Genomic DNA, 14,834 nt, shown 5'->3' on the forward strand with positions numbered 1-14,834 from the left:
CGCCACCCCGGAACCGACCCATGCGCGCCCTCGTCGACCGCTACCTCGATGCCTACAACCGCATGGACGTGGATGCCATGCTGGCGACGATGCAGGACGAGGTGGTGTTCGAGAACTACACCGCGGGCGTGCTGGCACTGCGCACCGTCGGCATCGCGGAGCTGCGCCACCTCGCGGAAAGCTCGCGCCACCTGTTCTCGATGCGCCGGCAGACCATCACCGCGTGGCGCGAGGCGGACGGCCGCGGCTACGCCGACATCCGCTTCGAGGGCACCTTCGCAGTCGACCTGCCGAACGGCGTGCGCGCGGGCCAGTCCATCGCGCTGGAAGGCCGCAGCGAATTCCGCCAGCACGATAGCCGGTTGGTCTACATCGCCGACCACAGCGGCTGAACCCTCGCGCCGCCGCTGGCGGGAGGACAACGCCCCGCCGCGGCCGCGCGCCGGCCCGCCATGCCGCTGACACCCCCATGTCATGGTTGCCCGCCTAGGCTTCGCCGACAGCCGCACCGACCCGGCGCCGCGCCGCCATTCCACCGTTCGCAGCACATGCCGATGCCTGGGCAATGCGCAAGGTCGCCGGCGGTTCTGTCGCGCACTGCCACCGCCCTTTCCACCCATCAAGGCGCAACGACATGAAACGACCGCTGCTTTACGCCCTCGTGCTCGCCAGCCTCTGCGGCAGCATGGCCGCGCACGCCAACGACCCCGTCCGGGTCGACAGCAAGGAATACAAGGTGCTGCTCGATCCCGGCCAGTTCGCAAGCAATCCGCAGACCGCGGCGAACAGCCTGCTGCAGGCGCTCGCCGTCCGGCTCGACCAGCTTGATTTCGACAAGAGCATCGACGGCAGCTTCGCCGCCGACGGCCTCGACCAGGTGGCCTACTACGACACGCCGGGCGACTGCGCGCTGAAAAACGCCGGCTACTCGGTGCGCACGCGCTCCGGCGACGACAACGACATCGAGTTCAAGTACCGCCATCCGGACGAGGAGCTGTCGTACTACACCGACGTCACCGGCAACGGCAAGAACGCCAGCAGCAAGCTGGAAACCGACGTCACCCCGCTCAGCCTGGTCTACTCGCACTCCACCAAGCAGGATCCGGGCAAGAGCGGCACGCCGGCCACCATCGACGAACTGATCTCGCAGTTCTCCGGCGCCAGCGTGCTCTCGGCCCACGGCGGCGAGTCGCTGGCGGACGTCAACGGCCTGCAGATCACCCAGCAGGAATACGACGGCCCCAGTTCCGACCTCGGCCAGTCCGACGCCGACTTCACGCTCACGCTGTGGTACGTCAACGGCAGCGGCACGCCCGCGCTGGCCGAGCTGTCGTTTCGGGTCGAGGCCGACGACGACCATTACTTCACCACGCCCGTGCTGCAACGCTCGCAGGTGCTGATGCAGGCGATGTCCACGCTGGGAAGCTGGAACCTGTCGCCCGCCACGACCAAGACCGCCTGGGTCTACAGCCGGACGTCGTCGAGCTATCCCAACGGCTTCTGCAGCGGCAATTGAGCCCGTGCCCGGCCGCGCGCGGCCGGGCAACGTTTCATTCGAGCTCCGCCACCGTTTCGCCGCCGCGCCGCGACAACAAGGCCCTGGCCGCGCCCAGCAGCAGCGCCGTGCTCAGCACGCCGAGCACCGCCATCGCCATGCCTTCGCCGGCATTACCCTGGTCGAACTGCTCGAACACGTAGGTGGACACCACCTGCACGCCCGGCGGCTGCAGCAGGCTGGACGCGGCCACCTCGCGCATCGACAGCGCGAACACCACGGTACCGCCGCCGAGCAGGAACGGCCACGCCAACGGCAGGCGGATGCGGCCGAGGATGCGCAGCGTGCCCGCGCCATGCACGGCCGCGGCCTGGGTCAGGCCAGCCGGCGCCTGCTCCAGGCCGCCGACCGCGTAGCGCATCGCATACGGAAAGGTCAGGGTGAGGTAGGCCATCGCCAGGATCGCCGCATGGCCGTACACCGGCAGCGGATTCCACGACGCGTTCCAGAACAGGATCAGGCCGGTGCCCAGTACCACGCCGGGAATCGCCTGCGGCAGGTAGGCCAGGATCTCCAGCCGGCGCGCAGCGCGCTGGCGCATCGTTTCCAGCACCCAGGCCGACAGCAGCGCCAGCGCGGTGCCCACGAAGCTCACGACGACGGAAAGCATCACGCTCATCGACAGGGCCTGCAGGCCGGCGCCGCCGGGACGCAGCACCGCCGCGAAATGCGCCAGCGTCCAGTTGCCCGCATGCAGGCCGTTGGTGATCGCCTTCTGCAACGACGTGACAAAGATGCCGGCCAGCGGCAGTCCTCCCGCCAGCAGCGCCAGCGCAGCCAGCAACAGCGCACTCCACAGGCGACGCCTGCGCTGGCGCTGGTGCATCGCCACGCGCTCGCCGCTGCGCACCTGGCGCGTCAGCACCCACAGCGCGAGCGCCAGCATCGCCAGGATCAGGCCGATGCCCGCCGCGCGCGACAAATCCACCGGCCACACGCTCATCGACTGCTCGACCGCCACGCTGAGCACGTGCACGTCGGCATAGTTGCCCAGCGCCTTCGGCATGCCGAACTCCTCGCAGGCGGCAAGGAACACCAGCAACGACGAAGACGCTAGCGACGGAACCACCGTCGGCCGGTAGGCCACCCACGCCGCCCGCAGCCTGCCCGCGCCGTGTACCCGCGCGCAGTCGACCAGGCGCTCGTCCACGCCGCGCAAGGCGCCGGCCACCATGACGTAGACCAGCGGCACCAGGTGCAACGCCATCACCGCCGCCATGCCGGTCAGCGAATACAGCCCGCGCGCCAGCGGCACGCCGCCGAAGCCCAGTACGCGCTGCCACAGCCCGCCGGGCCCGGCCAGCAGGCTCCAGGCCACCGCGGTGAGGTAAGGCGGGATCAGGAACGGCACCAGCAACATCGGCTCGACCACCGCCGCGCCGCGCGGCGGCGCGAAATGTGCCAGCAGTCCGGCACCGCCGCCCAGCAACATCGCGAACAGGCTGGTCAGCGCCGCCAGCGCCAGCGTGTCGCGCAATGCCGGCATCGCATCCATGCCGATCCAGCCGTGCAGCGTGGCCAGCAGGCCCTGCCCGGCCAGGAACGGGTGCGCGGCCTCGCGCAGCAGCGCAAGCAAGGGCGCCACCATCAGCAGCAGCAGAACCAGGATCAACGCGGCCGCGTCGGGACGCGCCGCCAGACCGCCCCGGCGCATTCAGCGCCCGAGGATGTCGTGGCTGAAACGGTCGAGCACCGCCTTTCGCCTGGCCGCCAGCGTCGACCAGTCCACCGAAAGCAGCGTGGCGCGGTCGATGTCGGGCCACGCCGGCGACGGCGCGACGCTGCGCACCGCCGGCAGCAGCAGCGACTTCGCCACCGCGGCCTGGCCGACCGGCGACATCGCGTAGTCCACGAATCGCTCGGCGGCGGCCTGTTGCGCGCTGCTCTTCATCACGATCAGCGGGCGCGGGATCAGCAGCACGCCGCTGCGCGGCAGGATCAGCTGCAAGGTGTTGCCGGCTTGCTTCGCCTTGATCGCGGTGTGGCCGACGCCGGCCACCATCAGGCTGCGCGTGCCCATTTCCACCGGACGCAGCGCGGCGGCGTTCGGTCCCGGCCACAGGCAGCCGTTGTCCTTGAGCGCCTTGAACCACGCCCAGGCCTGGTCACCGTGGGCCGCCACGAAGGCCATCACGAAGTCGGATGCGGTGCCGGAGAGGGTGGGGTCGGGCATGGTGAGCTTGCCGCGCCAGGCCGGCGTGGCCAGATCCGGCCAGTCCTGCGGCAATGCCTGCGCGCCGGTCGCCGAGGTGTTGGCGACCAGGCTCACCACGTCGCCGCCGATCGGCAGGAACGGGCCGGCCGCATCAAGCTTGGGCCGCAACTGGCTCACGAGCGCGGCGGGACGATAGGGCTGCACCATGCCCTGCTGCGCCATCGCCAGGCCAGCCGTCCAGTCGGCCAGGATCACCACGTCGGCGTGCGGGTGCGAGGCCTCGGCGGCGAGGCGCGCCATGATCTTGCCGGTGCTGGACACGAACAGATCCACGTGCTGCCCGCTCTGCTTCTCGTAGCCGGCCGCCAGCTGCTTCGCCAGCGAGCCGGGCGCGCTGCTGTAGACCACCAGGTCGCCCGCGACGGCCGCATTCGTGGCCAGCATCGCCAGCACGAGAACCCACAGTTTCCGGATCATGGTCACTTTCCTCTCGATCAATGGATGGCCAGGGCCACCGTCGGTGCCGGTGCCGGTGCCGGCAGCAGCCAGCAATCGGCCGGCGACAGCTCGATCGCGATGGCCTCGGCATCGAGTTCCCCGGTGCTGCGGCCCTGGATGGTTTCGCCGCGCGGATTGCGCACCTCGACGTGGAAGCGGCCGCTTTCGAAGCGCCGCCGGTGCAGCCGCCAATGGCCCGCCTGCGTGGAGAAGCGCACCGACTCGGGGCGCAGCACCAGCCGCGCCGTGCCCTTGCGCACCAAGGGGTGGGCCGGACAGATCCACGCGCGGTCGTCGAACCAGCAGCGCGCCTCGCCCTGTCCCAGCGGCTCGACCGGCACCTCCAGCGACTGGAACGCGCCGGTGAGCCCCGCCACCAGCTCGGAATCGGGTCGACGGTAAAGCTCCAGCGGCGTGCCCCACTGGATCATCCGGCCCTGGTCGATCACGCCGACGTGGTGGCCCAGTGCGAACGCCTCGGCCGGATCGTGGGTCACGTGCAGGGCGGTGGTTCGGGTCTCGGCGAACAACTGCTGCAGGTAACTGCGCAACTGTTCGCGGGTGAGGCTGTCCACCGCCGACAGCGGCTCGTCCAGCAGCACCAGCGACGGTTCGGCGATCAGCGCGCGGCAGATCGCCACGCGCTGCCGCTGGCCGCCGGACAGCGCCGCCGGCTTGCGCCGACCGAGGCCGGCAAGGCCTACGCGTTCGAGCAGGGCCTCGGCCTGCGCCGGTGCTGCCGCACGCCCGCGGCTGCGCAGCGGAAACAGGATGTTGTCGACCACGCTGAGATGCGGCCACAGCATCGGCTCCTGAAACACCATGCCCAAGCGGCGCGCCCGCGACGGCACGCGCACGCGGGCCGCGGCGTCCCACACCACCTGGCCGCCGATCGCGATGCGCCCTGCGCCAGGCTGCACGAAACCGGCGACTGCGCCGAGCAGGGTGCTCTTGCCCGAGCCCGAGCGGCCCAGCAGGCAGGCGTATTCTCCGGACGCCATGCGCAGGTTCGCGTCTTTCAGCACGGGCTGGCCGTCGTATTCGACGGTCAGCCCGCTGACGCCGAGGCCGGTCACGTCGTCCATTGCCTCAGAACCGGTACTGCATCATCACGCGGTTGTAGATCAGCGCGCGGTTGTCGTTGCCCGCGACGCCGTTGGCGATCGCCAGGCGGTCGCGCAGGGACAGGCCCTTGAGACTGCCGTCGAAGGCATAGCTCGCGTCCAGGTATTCGGTGTACGAGTTGCCGCCATAGCTGGTGCGGAAGCGCATCAGCGCGGCGGTGAGCTTGACCTTCTTGCCGAAGAAGCCGCGGCTCCACGCTAGTTTGGTGGCCTGGCCCGGGCCGAACTTCAGCAGGTTGTTCGCCATCACCTGCGCGTACATCGCGGTGAAGTCGCCGTAAGGCACCACCAGGGCTCCACCTCCGTAGGCGCCGGCGTGATCCTCCAGCTTGTCGTACGACAGCGAGACGTCGTTGCCGTCGAACTTCAGGCCGCCGCGCGCACCCCACAGGGTGGAGTCGACCTTGCCGCCCAGGCCGAACAGCGTGGCCTTGTTGTCGACCAGGATGTCGCCGCCGGTCTGGCGCATGTACTGTGCGTCCAGATAGGGACGCAGCGCCTGCGACGCATTGCCGAAGGTGTAGCCGCCGTCGAGGAAGACGGTCTTGGCGAAGCCGTAGAAGTCGTAGAGCCAGGCCTGCACATGCGCACCGCCGGAGGCATACTTCGCGCCTGCCGCAAACGTGCCCTTGGCGTCCTTCGGCGCGGCCTTCTTGGGGAAGGTCTTGGTGGTGCCGTAGAGGGCGTCGTCGCCGTCGAAGCCCTTGGGATAGTAGAGGTTGTCGCGATAGAAGCCGCTGGAATCGCGGCTCTTGTACTGGTCGACGCGCGTCACCATCAGTTGCAGGCCCTTGACCGGGCTGATCTGCGCCCAGATGCCGCGGAAGGTCTGCGGGATCATGCGCGAGTCGCGCGGCCCCATCCACGGCGTATCGATTTCCTGGCGGCCGGCGCGGATCAGCAGACCATGGTCGCCGGCGAACTGCGCATAAGCTTCGCCCACCACGGTGAGCGACTTCTTCGCGCCCATCAGGGTGGTTTCCTGGTGGTCGAACGTCTCCAGCGAGCTGGCGTGGTAGAGGCTGGCGCCGACGCCGAAGCCGCCGAGGAACGGCGAGGTGGTGACCTTCAGCTTGCCGCCGATCGCCGATGAATGCTGGTCGGTCTCGTTGCGCGAGCCGTAGTCCTTGCTGAAGTCGTACAGCCGAACGTCGCCGCTGACGTGGAAGAAGTCGTCGGGCAGCGAACTCGAAACGGAAGCGTGGGCCTGCGCCGCCAGCGCAAGCGCGGCCACGCTGAAGGCGCGGGCAAGCCGCCTGGACGACGCCTGGGAAATGCGCATGATCGGGGGCCCCTGGAAGCGATGGGAATATCAAAACGACATTCCTCACTTTGGGTGCCGGATGTAACGGATGGATGTCCCTTTTCTTGCACTTTCGTTACGAAGCAACCCATCCGACACCGTTGCGCGATGGCCCGGAAATCGCCGGTCGCAACTAGCGACATTGCATCGGTGGCCGCGCAACGAAGAATGGTCACTCCATGCTTTCAGGGAAATCATAAAAAAATGGCCAAGGCGGCCACTTTACGGTTTCCAGCACAATGCGCGATCTAGGGAAACTCTGATTTTGCCCTGCGGTTCAAGGCCACCCCCCGGATGGATCGTAGTCGATGTCCCCCAAGCAGATGAGCCTGTCGATGCAGTGCGATGCGGGTTTCGAGCGGCACCGCAAGCCGACGCGACGTGATGTGTTCCTGGCGGAGATGGATCAGGTGGTGCCATGGGCCGAGCTGTGCGCGATCATCGCGCCGTACTACCCGAAGGATCCGGAGCCCGGCGAGGGTGGCCGTCGCCCGATCGGCCAGGAGCGGATGCTGCGTGCGCACTTCCTGCAGCAGTGGTACGCGCTGTCCGATCCAGGGGTGGAAGAGGCGTTGTACGACTCGGCGGCGATGCGCCGGTTCGTGGGCATCGACCTGGGCCAGGAAGGGGCACCGGATGAGACAACGGTCTGCAAGTTCCGGCATCTGCTGGAGAAGCACGGCTTGGCCGATCAACTGTTCGCGGCGGTGGGCGACCACCTGAAGCGACACGGCATGAAGCTGTCGCAAGGCACCATCGTGGACGCGACGATCATCGCGGCGGCCCCGTCGACGAAGAACCAGGCCAAGGCGCGCGACCCGGACATGCACCAGACGAAGAAAGGGAATCAGTGGTACTTCGGGATGAAGGCGCATATCGGGGTGGATGAGGAAACGGGCCTGGTGCACACGGTGGTGAGCACGGCGGCGAACGTGGCGGACGTGACCGAAGTGGCGAACCTGCTGCACGGCAGGGAGAAACACGTCTTCGGTGATGCCGGCTACATCGGCGCGGAAAAACGCGCACCCAAGCGCGGCCGGACGTTCTGGATCGCCGCCAAGCGCAGCGTGGTGATGGCCATCGACGATCCGAAGCTGCGCGCGATCACGGAGCAACTGGAGCATGCCAAGGCCTCGATCCGTGCCGCAGTGGAACATCCGTTCCGGGTGCTCAAGCGGCAATTCGGCTACGTGAAGGCGCGCTACAAGGGGCTGGCGAAGAATGGCGCGCAGGTAACGACGCTGTTCGCGCTGGTCAATCTGTGGATGGCGCGCAAGCGGTTGGTGCAGCCGACGTAGGGTTACTGCGTCCGCAGGGGCCCGAAAGGGCCTGCTGCGGCGCCGAGGAGGCGGCCCCGGGCCGCCGGCTGGGGTGTTTTTCGCACGGGTTGGGCTCAGGTGAACGCGGAGATGGCCTGGGCGGCGGTTGATCAGAGTTTCCCTAGCAAAGTTTGGCCGCAGACGTCTTGCATAGTTTGGCCAACACCATGGCTAGACGCGCACGGCGACTTCCTCCCAGCTTAAATCGAAGCGCGCCAAGTACTTACGCAACCGGTCGGCGTCGTTTGTGGTCGACCGGCGCTTCCGCGAGGCGGCAAAGAGCATGCGCCCTGCCTCAGAGAGGGATTTGGCCCTACGGCAGGTCTTGAGCACCTCACACAGCTGCGCACGATCAAAGCTATCGATGTCGTGCATACGATCGCCCAGCAGCCGCGCAAGCCCATGATCGTCCCGGCTGCCAGCCGGATCCCACAGTCTCTTGAGCCGGCCAATCTCCTCGTCGACAGCTTCAATGCGTATACGACCAGAGGTGGCAAGCGTGGCCATGCGTGTCACCGACGCGCCAAGATCGCGAAAGTTGCCACTCCAAACAGCATCTGGCGACATCGCAAACGCGAGATAACGGTCGCGCGCCTCCCTATTGAACATCACCCGTCGCTGGTTACCTTCCGCGAACCGCTCAAGTTCGAAATCGAGGTTCGGTTCGATGTCCTCCGCACGATCAGCCAGGCCCGGCAACTGGAATATCCATAAGTTCAGTCGCGCATAGAGGTCGTCACGGAAGCTTCCTTCGCTCACGCGCTGCCCAAGGTCGCGATTGGTACCTGCAATAAGCTGAAAGTCGCTCTGAACCTCCTTGTCGCTGCCCACAGGGAGGAAGCGCTTCTCTTCCAGCGCACGAAGCAGCATCGCTTGCTCATCCGCGCCGAGCTCGCCGATTTCGTCGAGAAAAAGCAGCCCTTTGTTGGCCGATCGAAGCAACCCGGCACGCTCCTGCACCGCTCCGGTATAGGCGCCTTTGATGTGACCGAACAAAGCGCTCATCGCGCCGTCGCCGCGGAGGGTCGCGCAGTTGACCTCGACAAAATTGCCCGGAAGCTGATGCCGCAGCTTCTTCAATTCGAAGATGCGCTTAGCCAGCTGGCTCTTACCCGCGCCGGTCGGGCCCATCAGCAGGATGGGCGCGGCCGAGCGGATCGCCACGGTTTCGATCTGCTCGATCATGCGATTGAACGCGGGATTGAGCGTGGCAATACCGCTCTTCAGATAGGCCTGATCCGTCTGCTGTTCCTTGATAAAGCGTTCGGCGATGCGGTCGTACTTGGATAGATCCAGATCGATCACGCTGTAATCGCCACTCACGCCTTCACGCTGCTTGCGCGGTGGCGATGTCTGCAGCAGACGCGCAGGAAAGTGGCGACTCTCCGTCAGCAGGAACAGACAGATCTGCGCAACGTGTGTACCGGTGGTGATGTGGACGTAGTAGTCCTCCTTCTCCACATCGAACGGATAATCGCGACTGAAGTCGTGCAGCACGGAATAGACCGACTCGAAATCCCACGGATCGGCAATGTACGTGTCTCGCACCCGCACGTCGGTCTCCGGCGAGATCTGGGCTAGATCCGCACGCACCTGATCGGCCACGTCGCCATAGCGCCGCTGGTCGGCCAGCAACTCCAACCGGCTCACCACAAAGTCCTCGTGCATGCCGAGCGAAACCGAGGGGCGCCATTTCTCCCAGCGACCGGCACCGCGGCCGGCGTCAAGCTGGGTTCCGAGAAAACCGATCACGACTTTGGGTTTCATGACGATACGATAAGATAAATAGCTATCTCTAGCTATCTATTTTGTCGAATTCAATTGGGCACGCAGCGAGCCTGAGTACGGATATTTAAGATATAAATCATGTAGTTGACTTGTTGTCGCCGGCATTGGCACGCGAACTGCACTCATGGGAACGTCAACAGGAGATTCCCATGGCCAACGCACAACTCTTCGCCAGCCAACCCGGCCGCCTGGTTCCCAGGGCCGATGCCTGCAACGAGGCGGGCGGTGTTGCCTACAACCGTTCTGCCGAGGCGGCGCTGGCGCTCTATGCCGCGACGGGCTGTCTTAACAGTACGTACTACAGCGACGCCGCCATGCAGTTGCGTCAGGTGCTGGCGCTTTGCGAAGCGGTGGCGCCGGCATACATCGCCAAGGTCGCGCTGTACGCCCGCAAGGTTGCCTACATGAAGGACATGCCGGCGCTGCTGCTGGCGCATCTGGCCGCGCGCGATGGCGATCTCCTGGAGAAGGTGTTCGATCAGGTGATCGACAACGGCCGCATGTTGCGCAACTTCGTCCAGATCGTTCGCAGTGGCGTGGTGGGACGCAAGTCGCTCGGAACGCGCCCGAAGCGTTTGGTGCAGCGTTGGCTGGAGAACGCTTCGGTCGACGCAGTGATGAGCGCAGCCATCGGCGAAAAGCCTTCGTTGGCCGATGTGGTTCGCATGGTTCACCCCAAGCCGCAGGACGCCGAGCGCGAAGCGCTCTACGCATGGTTGATAGGCAAGCCCTATAAGCAGGAAGCGTTGCCGGAAAAGGTTCGTGTGCTGGAAGCCTTCAAGAAGGAGCAGGGAAACGATGTGCCGGATCTTCCGTTCCAGTACCTGACAGCCCTGCCGCTCAAGGCGGCGCATTGGAAGGATATTGCGAGCCGGGCGTCGTGGCAGGCAACGCGCATGAATTTGAACGCGTTCGCACGTCATGGCGTATTCGAGGACGGCGCACTGACATCGCGTCTCGCGGCACGACTGCGTAGCGAAGCAGCGATTCAACGGGCGCGCGCTTTTCCGTACCAGCTGATGATGGCGTTTCGTGCATCGTCTCCGGGTATTCCGGCACCGATCCTTGAGGCCCTGCAAGATGCAATGGAAGTCGCGACTCGCAACGTTCCCAAGGTTGACGGGCGGGTGGTGGTGGCAGTGGATGTATCGGGTTCGATGCAGGCGCCGGTGACCGGGGTACGCCGCGGCGCGACATCGATGGTGCGCTGTATCGAGGTCGCCGCCTTGATTGCGGCATGCGTGAAGCATGTGAACGCCGATACCCGCGTCATCCCGTTTGCGGAAGCCGTCCGTCCTTGTCGTCTGAACCCGCGCGACAGCGTGATGACCCAGGCGCAACAACTGGTGGCCATGCTCGGCGGTGGAACGAAGGTGAGCGCGCCGCTGGAATGCTTGAACAAGGAGCGTAGCAAGGTGGATCTGCTGGTGCTCGTGTCGGACAACCAGAGCTGGGTTGATACGCGCGCCAGCGGTGGGACGGAAACCATGCGTCAGTGGGAAGTGCTGAAGTTGCGTTGCCCGCAGGCCCGGATGGTCTGCATCGACCTTCAGCCGTATGCAACAAGTCAGACCGTGGAGAGCAAGGATGTGCTGCACGTGGGTGGTTTCAGCGATGCCGTGTTCGACTTGCTGGCAAGCGTGGCATCCGACGGAACGGATGCGCGTCGCTGGGTGGAGCGCATCGAGGCGATAGCGCTCTGATTGTCGGCCCCCGATGGGAGAGCCCATCGGGGATGGGCCCGGAGGGCGCAGCGAATGCGTGAGGGACTACTTGGGATCAGCTGGTTCGACTCCGGCATCTCTCACAGGGTTGTCGCTTCGCCTGATAGGCCAGGTTTTCAACAAGTTTGTTTTGCAGCGAATGCAGGTGGAACTACATGGTAAGCCTTCGGGCGATAGGGTTCGAATCCCGCTTGCGTGACCGTGTGCTTCGGCGGACGCCACGTAGGGTGTTTCACCATTCTTTGTCGCTGCACCATTGTTTTCACATGGATAGAAAGGGTTTGTGGAAGGTTTGTTGCGAATGCCAGTGAACGTACTAGGAATCTCTGTCAAAGATTTGATGCGACCCAGAGCCGCGCAAGCAGCCGCCTGGGAAAGATCAAAGTCGTTCACTCCGACTTGTCGTCACAGGCCAGTTTAAGAAGAGCAGCTTTCGCGTTGCGGCGAATGCCGGTGGAACTACAAGACATACTAAGTCCCGTGTCGCGAGTTCGAATCTCGCCAGCACGTCCAACTATCGTGCTGTAGCTCAGTGGTAGAGCAGGCGTTTCATCAACTACTTGTCGCCGCACTTTTCATCGGAAAGACAATCGACGGAACGCTCCAAGGCGCCGTTCGACAAAGGAGAGATGCATGACCACGGCTTATGAGGTCATCAACGTACCTGGCGGTGTGCCGATCAAGGCATGGACACACGGTGTCCCGGTCGAGGAGTCGGCGCGCCAGCAGCTGATCAACATCGCCAAGCTACCGTTTATCCATCGCTGGGTGGCGGTCATGCCCGACGTGCACCTGGGCAAGGGCGCAACGGTAGGTTCCGTGGTGCCGACCGTCGGCGCCATCGTTCCTGCGGCAGTCGGCGTGGACATCGGTTGCGGCATGATCGCGACGCGCACCACGCTCACCGCCTCCGATCTTCCGGACAATTTTGCCAGCCTCCGTTCGGCGATCGAACGCGCGGTACCGCATGGTCGTACGGTAGGACGTCGCGACAAGGGCGCGTGGGACATGCCGCCTTCCGCGGCCATCGTGGGCTGGGCGCAGCTCGAGCAGGATTTTCGCCGCATCGTCGAAAAGCAGCCGAAGTTGGCGCGCACCAACAATCTCAACCATCTGGGGACGTTGGGTACCGGCAATCATTTCGTGGAGGTTTGCCTCGACGAAGATGATCGTGTGTGGTTCATGCTGCACTCCGGCTCGCGTGGCGTGGGTAACGCCATCGGTTCGCGCTACATCGAACTGGCCAAGGAAGACATGCGCCGCTGGATGATCAACCTTCCGGACCAGGATCTTGCGTACCTGCCCGAAGGCAGCGAACACTTTGACGACTATGTGTTTGCCGTGGAATGGGCGCAACGTTTCGCGCGTACCAATCGCGCCATCATGATGAGCCATGTCATCGATGCGGTTGCCAAGATCATTCCCAAGCCGTTCGATGCGTGGGCCGAGGCGGTGAATTGCCACCACAACTACGTCAGCCGCGAATACCACTACGGAAAGAATGTGATGGTGACGCGCAAGGGTGCGGTAAGCGCCAAGGCTGGCGAGCTGGGGATCATTCCGGGCAGCATGGGCGCCAAGAGCTTTATTGTGCGCGGCCTGGGCAACGACGAAAGCTTCCACAGCTGCAGCCATGGCGCAGGCCGCGTGATGAGTCGCACCGAAGCGCGCAAGCGCATTACGCTGGACGAGCACAAGCAGGCAACTGCGCATGTTGAATGCCGCAAGGACAGCGACGTGATCGACGAATCGCCCGCGGCCTACAAACCGATCGATGCCGTGATGGAAGCACAGAAGGATCTGGTAGAGATCGTGCACACGCTTCGCCAGGTGGTATGTGTGAAGGGATAAGGCGTGCGGGCGTAGCCCACACGCTTCACCGCGACAAGAAATGGATTCAAGGAACGGGGAATGATCGAGATAGATGGATCGGCTGGTGGCGGCCAGTTGCTGCGTACTGCGTTGACCCTGAGCATGGTGACGGCAACGCCGTTCACGATGACGGGCATTCGCGCCAAACGAAACCGCCCTGGCCTGATGCGCCAGCATCTGACCGCCGTCGAGGCGGCGCGCCAGGTCTGTGGCGCGGCAGTAGTTGGCGCCGACGCGGGCTCGCAAGCACTCACCTTCATTCCGAATGCCATACGCTCGGGCGACTACCATTTTCCTATCGGCACGGCCGGCTCGACCACGCTGGTATTGCAGACGGTATTGCCCGCGCTAAGCCTCGCAAGCCAGCCATCCACAATCCGCCTGGAAGGCGGTACGCACAATCCGCTGGCGCCGCCCGCTGACTTTCTCGTGGACGTCTTCGCACCCGTGCTCAAAAGGATGGGCGTGCAGACGGATATCTGCCTCGAACGTCACGGCTTTTATCCGGCAGGCGGAGGCGTGCTGAATGCGCACATTCAGCCTGCACCTGCGCTAGCGCCGCTGCACCTGATGGAGCGGGGCGAGCTGCGTGTCATATCGGCGCGAGCCTTGATCTCGAATCTCAGCGCGAGCGTGGCTGATCGCGAGCTGCAGGTCGTTGCACGTCGGCTGGGCCTGACGGAGAGCACGATAAAGGTGCACGAGGTCAAGCCAGCGCTAGGACCGGGTAATGCACTGATGATTCGTATCGAGTCTGAGCATGTGACGGAATGCTTCACCGCCTTTGGTGAGCGGGGCGTAAGCGCAGAACAGGTTGCCGAACAGGTTTGCGAACAGGCTCAGCGCTACATCAAGGCAGGAGTTGCCGTGGGCTGCCATGCAGCCGACCAGCTACTGCTTCCTATGGCTTTGGCAGGTAGCGGTTCGTTTACTACTACCGCGCCTACGGATCATTCGCGTACCAATGCATCACTTATCGAAAAATTCCTCGAAGTTCAAATCGACTTCCTCGAATTGCGCCCAGATACATGGAAAGTAGCGATAGGCTAGGGTCGCCGTTCTGAGAGTTCCTGCATTCCCCGAATCTAAGCCGTCCCGCTACTCAAAGCGGGGGGCGTCGAATCCGATCCTTAGCGAACTGTCATTGCTGGGAAGACCGCCGATCTGGACGGACAAATTTTGTTGGATGTCCATGAAAGTCTGTCCAAAACGGACAAACAATGCTGGATCGCGCACAAAATAAGTCGCTGGACGGCCATCTGGTGGGCCCACCAGGATTCGAACCTGGAACCAAGGGATTATGAGTCCCCTGCTCTAACCGTTGAGCTATAGGCCCGTGAGGGTGCCGCCCGTTGCGTGGCGGTCGTGCATAGTAGCGGGAGCACGTGACATGCGCCAAGCGGATGGCGTTGCCGCGCCGGCCGGGACTTTCGTGGCTTGCCGATTCATTCCAGTTCATGCGAATGCCTGCGCAGCACCCTGCCGCGCCGGGGCCA

General features: G+C 64.5%; 11 protein-coding genes and 1 tRNA gene. 6 read left to right on the forward strand and 6 right to left on the reverse strand.

Translation table 11 applies throughout. The features are described 5' to 3' along the window. Nucleotides 1–20 precede the first annotated feature (20 nt). On the forward strand, nucleotides 21–392 hold the full coding sequence (locus tag ACZ5Z2_RS17575) for a nuclear transport factor 2 family protein (protein WP_464759880.1): 372 nt from the start codon (nucleotides 21–23) through the stop codon (nucleotides 390–392). A gap of 242 nt (nucleotides 393–634) precedes the next feature. Next, entirely contained in the window at nucleotides 635–1,516 is an 882-nt protein-coding gene (locus ACZ5Z2_RS17580) for a hypothetical protein (RefSeq protein ID WP_464759881.1), read from the forward strand. A gap of 34 nt (nucleotides 1,517–1,550) precedes the next feature. On the opposite strand, the gene ACZ5Z2_RS17585 is transcribed toward ACZ5Z2_RS17580, so the two are convergent. The 4 genes from ACZ5Z2_RS17585 to ACZ5Z2_RS17600 are packed head-to-tail and all read right to left on the reverse strand — an operon-like array spanning nucleotide 1,551 to nucleotide 6,614. Further along, entirely contained in the window at nucleotides 1,551–3,209 is a 1,659-nt protein-coding gene (locus ACZ5Z2_RS17585) for an ABC transporter permease (protein ID WP_464759882.1), read from the reverse strand. Continuing rightward, nucleotides 3,210–4,187 (reverse strand): ABC transporter substrate-binding protein, encoded by a 978-nt coding sequence (locus ACZ5Z2_RS17590; RefSeq protein ID WP_464759883.1) that lies wholly within the window; start codon nucleotides 4,185–4,187, stop codon nucleotides 3,210–3,212. Between the two features lie 17 nt (nucleotides 4,188–4,204). Continuing rightward, nucleotides 4,205–5,293: an ABC transporter ATP-binding protein gene (locus tag ACZ5Z2_RS17595; protein WP_464759884.1), complete on the reverse strand. Its 1,089-nt coding sequence runs from the start codon at nucleotides 5,291–5,293 to the stop codon at nucleotides 4,205–4,207. A 4-nt stretch (nucleotides 5,294–5,297) separates the two neighbouring features. Beyond that, complete coding sequence (locus ACZ5Z2_RS17600) at nucleotides 5,298–6,614, reverse strand: OprD family outer membrane porin (protein ID WP_464759885.1); 1,317 nt, start codon at nucleotides 6,612–6,614, stop codon at nucleotides 5,298–5,300. A gap of 356 nt (nucleotides 6,615–6,970) precedes the next feature. On the opposite strand from ACZ5Z2_RS17600, the gene ACZ5Z2_RS17605 reads away from it, so the two are divergent. Then, nucleotides 6,971–7,933: an IS5 family transposase gene (locus tag ACZ5Z2_RS17605; RefSeq protein ID WP_464761737.1), complete on the forward strand. Its 963-nt coding sequence runs from the start codon at nucleotides 6,971–6,973 to the stop codon at nucleotides 7,931–7,933. Between the two features lie 192 nt (nucleotides 7,934–8,125). On the opposite strand, the gene rtcR is transcribed toward ACZ5Z2_RS17605, so the two are convergent. Next, nucleotides 8,126–9,721, reverse strand: coding sequence for an RNA repair transcriptional activator RtcR (gene rtcR / locus ACZ5Z2_RS17610; RefSeq protein WP_464759886.1), 1,596 nt, complete (start codon nucleotides 9,719–9,721; stop codon nucleotides 8,126–8,128). A 170-nt stretch (nucleotides 9,722–9,891) separates the two neighbouring features. Between rtcR and ACZ5Z2_RS17615 the strand changes: the two genes are divergently transcribed. The 3 genes from ACZ5Z2_RS17615 (at nucleotide 9,892) to rtcA (ending at nucleotide 14,388) form a co-directional block, all read left to right on the forward strand. After that, nucleotides 9,892–11,445: a vWA domain-containing protein gene (locus tag ACZ5Z2_RS17615; protein WP_464759887.1), complete on the forward strand. Its 1,554-nt coding sequence runs from the start codon at nucleotides 9,892–9,894 to the stop codon at nucleotides 11,443–11,445. 654 nt (nucleotides 11,446–12,099) lie between these two features. Beyond that, nucleotides 12,100–13,317 (forward strand): RtcB family protein, encoded by a 1,218-nt coding sequence (locus ACZ5Z2_RS17620; RefSeq protein WP_464759888.1) that lies wholly within the window; start codon nucleotides 12,100–12,102, stop codon nucleotides 13,315–13,317. Between the two features lie 60 nt (nucleotides 13,318–13,377). Further along, nucleotides 13,378–14,388 carry an RNA 3'-terminal phosphate cyclase gene (rtcA, locus tag ACZ5Z2_RS17625; protein ID WP_464759889.1) on the forward strand — a complete coding sequence of 337 codons (1,011 nt, stop codon included), beginning with the start codon at nucleotides 13,378–13,380 and terminating at the stop codon, nucleotides 14,386–14,388. 210 nt (nucleotides 14,389–14,598) lie between these two features. On the opposite strand, the gene ACZ5Z2_RS17630 is transcribed toward rtcA, so the two are convergent. Next, nucleotides 14,599–14,674: transfer RNA gene (locus ACZ5Z2_RS17630), tRNA-Ile, on the reverse strand. Nucleotides 14,675–14,834 lie beyond the last annotated feature (160 nt).

The sequence above is a fragment of the Rhodanobacter sp. G1 genome, assembly GCF_055397855.1.

Excerpts from the sequence above, each read along its gene's own strand:
- ACZ5Z2_RS17575 (WP_464759880.1), top strand. The coding sequence starts at position 21 with ATGCGCGCCCTCGTCGACCGCTACCTCGATGCCTACAACCGCATGGAC.
- ACZ5Z2_RS17580 (WP_464759881.1), top strand. The coding sequence starts at position 635 with ATGAAACGACCGCTGCTTTACGCCCTCGTGCTCGCCAGCCTCTGCGGC.
- ACZ5Z2_RS17585 (WP_464759882.1), bottom strand. The coding sequence starts at position 3,209 with ATGCGCCGGGGCGGTCTGGCGGCGCGTCCCGACGCGGCCGCGTTGATC.
- ACZ5Z2_RS17590 (WP_464759883.1), bottom strand. The coding sequence starts at position 4,187 with ATGATCCGGAAACTGTGGGTTCTCGTGCTGGCGATGCTGGCCACGAAT.
- ACZ5Z2_RS17595 (WP_464759884.1), bottom strand. The coding sequence starts at position 5,293 with ATGGACGACGTGACCGGCCTCGGCGTCAGCGGGCTGACCGTCGAATAC.
- ACZ5Z2_RS17600 (WP_464759885.1), bottom strand. The coding sequence starts at position 6,614 with ATGCGCATTTCCCAGGCGTCGTCCAGGCGGCTTGCCCGCGCCTTCAGC.
- ACZ5Z2_RS17605 (WP_464761737.1), top strand. The coding sequence starts at position 6,971 with ATGCAGTGCGATGCGGGTTTCGAGCGGCACCGCAAGCCGACGCGACGT.
- rtcR (WP_464759886.1), bottom strand. The coding sequence starts at position 9,721 with ATGAAACCCAAAGTCGTGATCGGTTTTCTCGGAACCCAGCTTGACGCC.
- ACZ5Z2_RS17615 (WP_464759887.1), top strand. The coding sequence starts at position 9,892 with ATGGCCAACGCACAACTCTTCGCCAGCCAACCCGGCCGCCTGGTTCCC.
- ACZ5Z2_RS17620 (WP_464759888.1), top strand. The coding sequence starts at position 12,100 with ATGACCACGGCTTATGAGGTCATCAACGTACCTGGCGGTGTGCCGATC.
- rtcA (WP_464759889.1), top strand. The coding sequence starts at position 13,378 with ATGATCGAGATAGATGGATCGGCTGGTGGCGGCCAGTTGCTGCGTACT.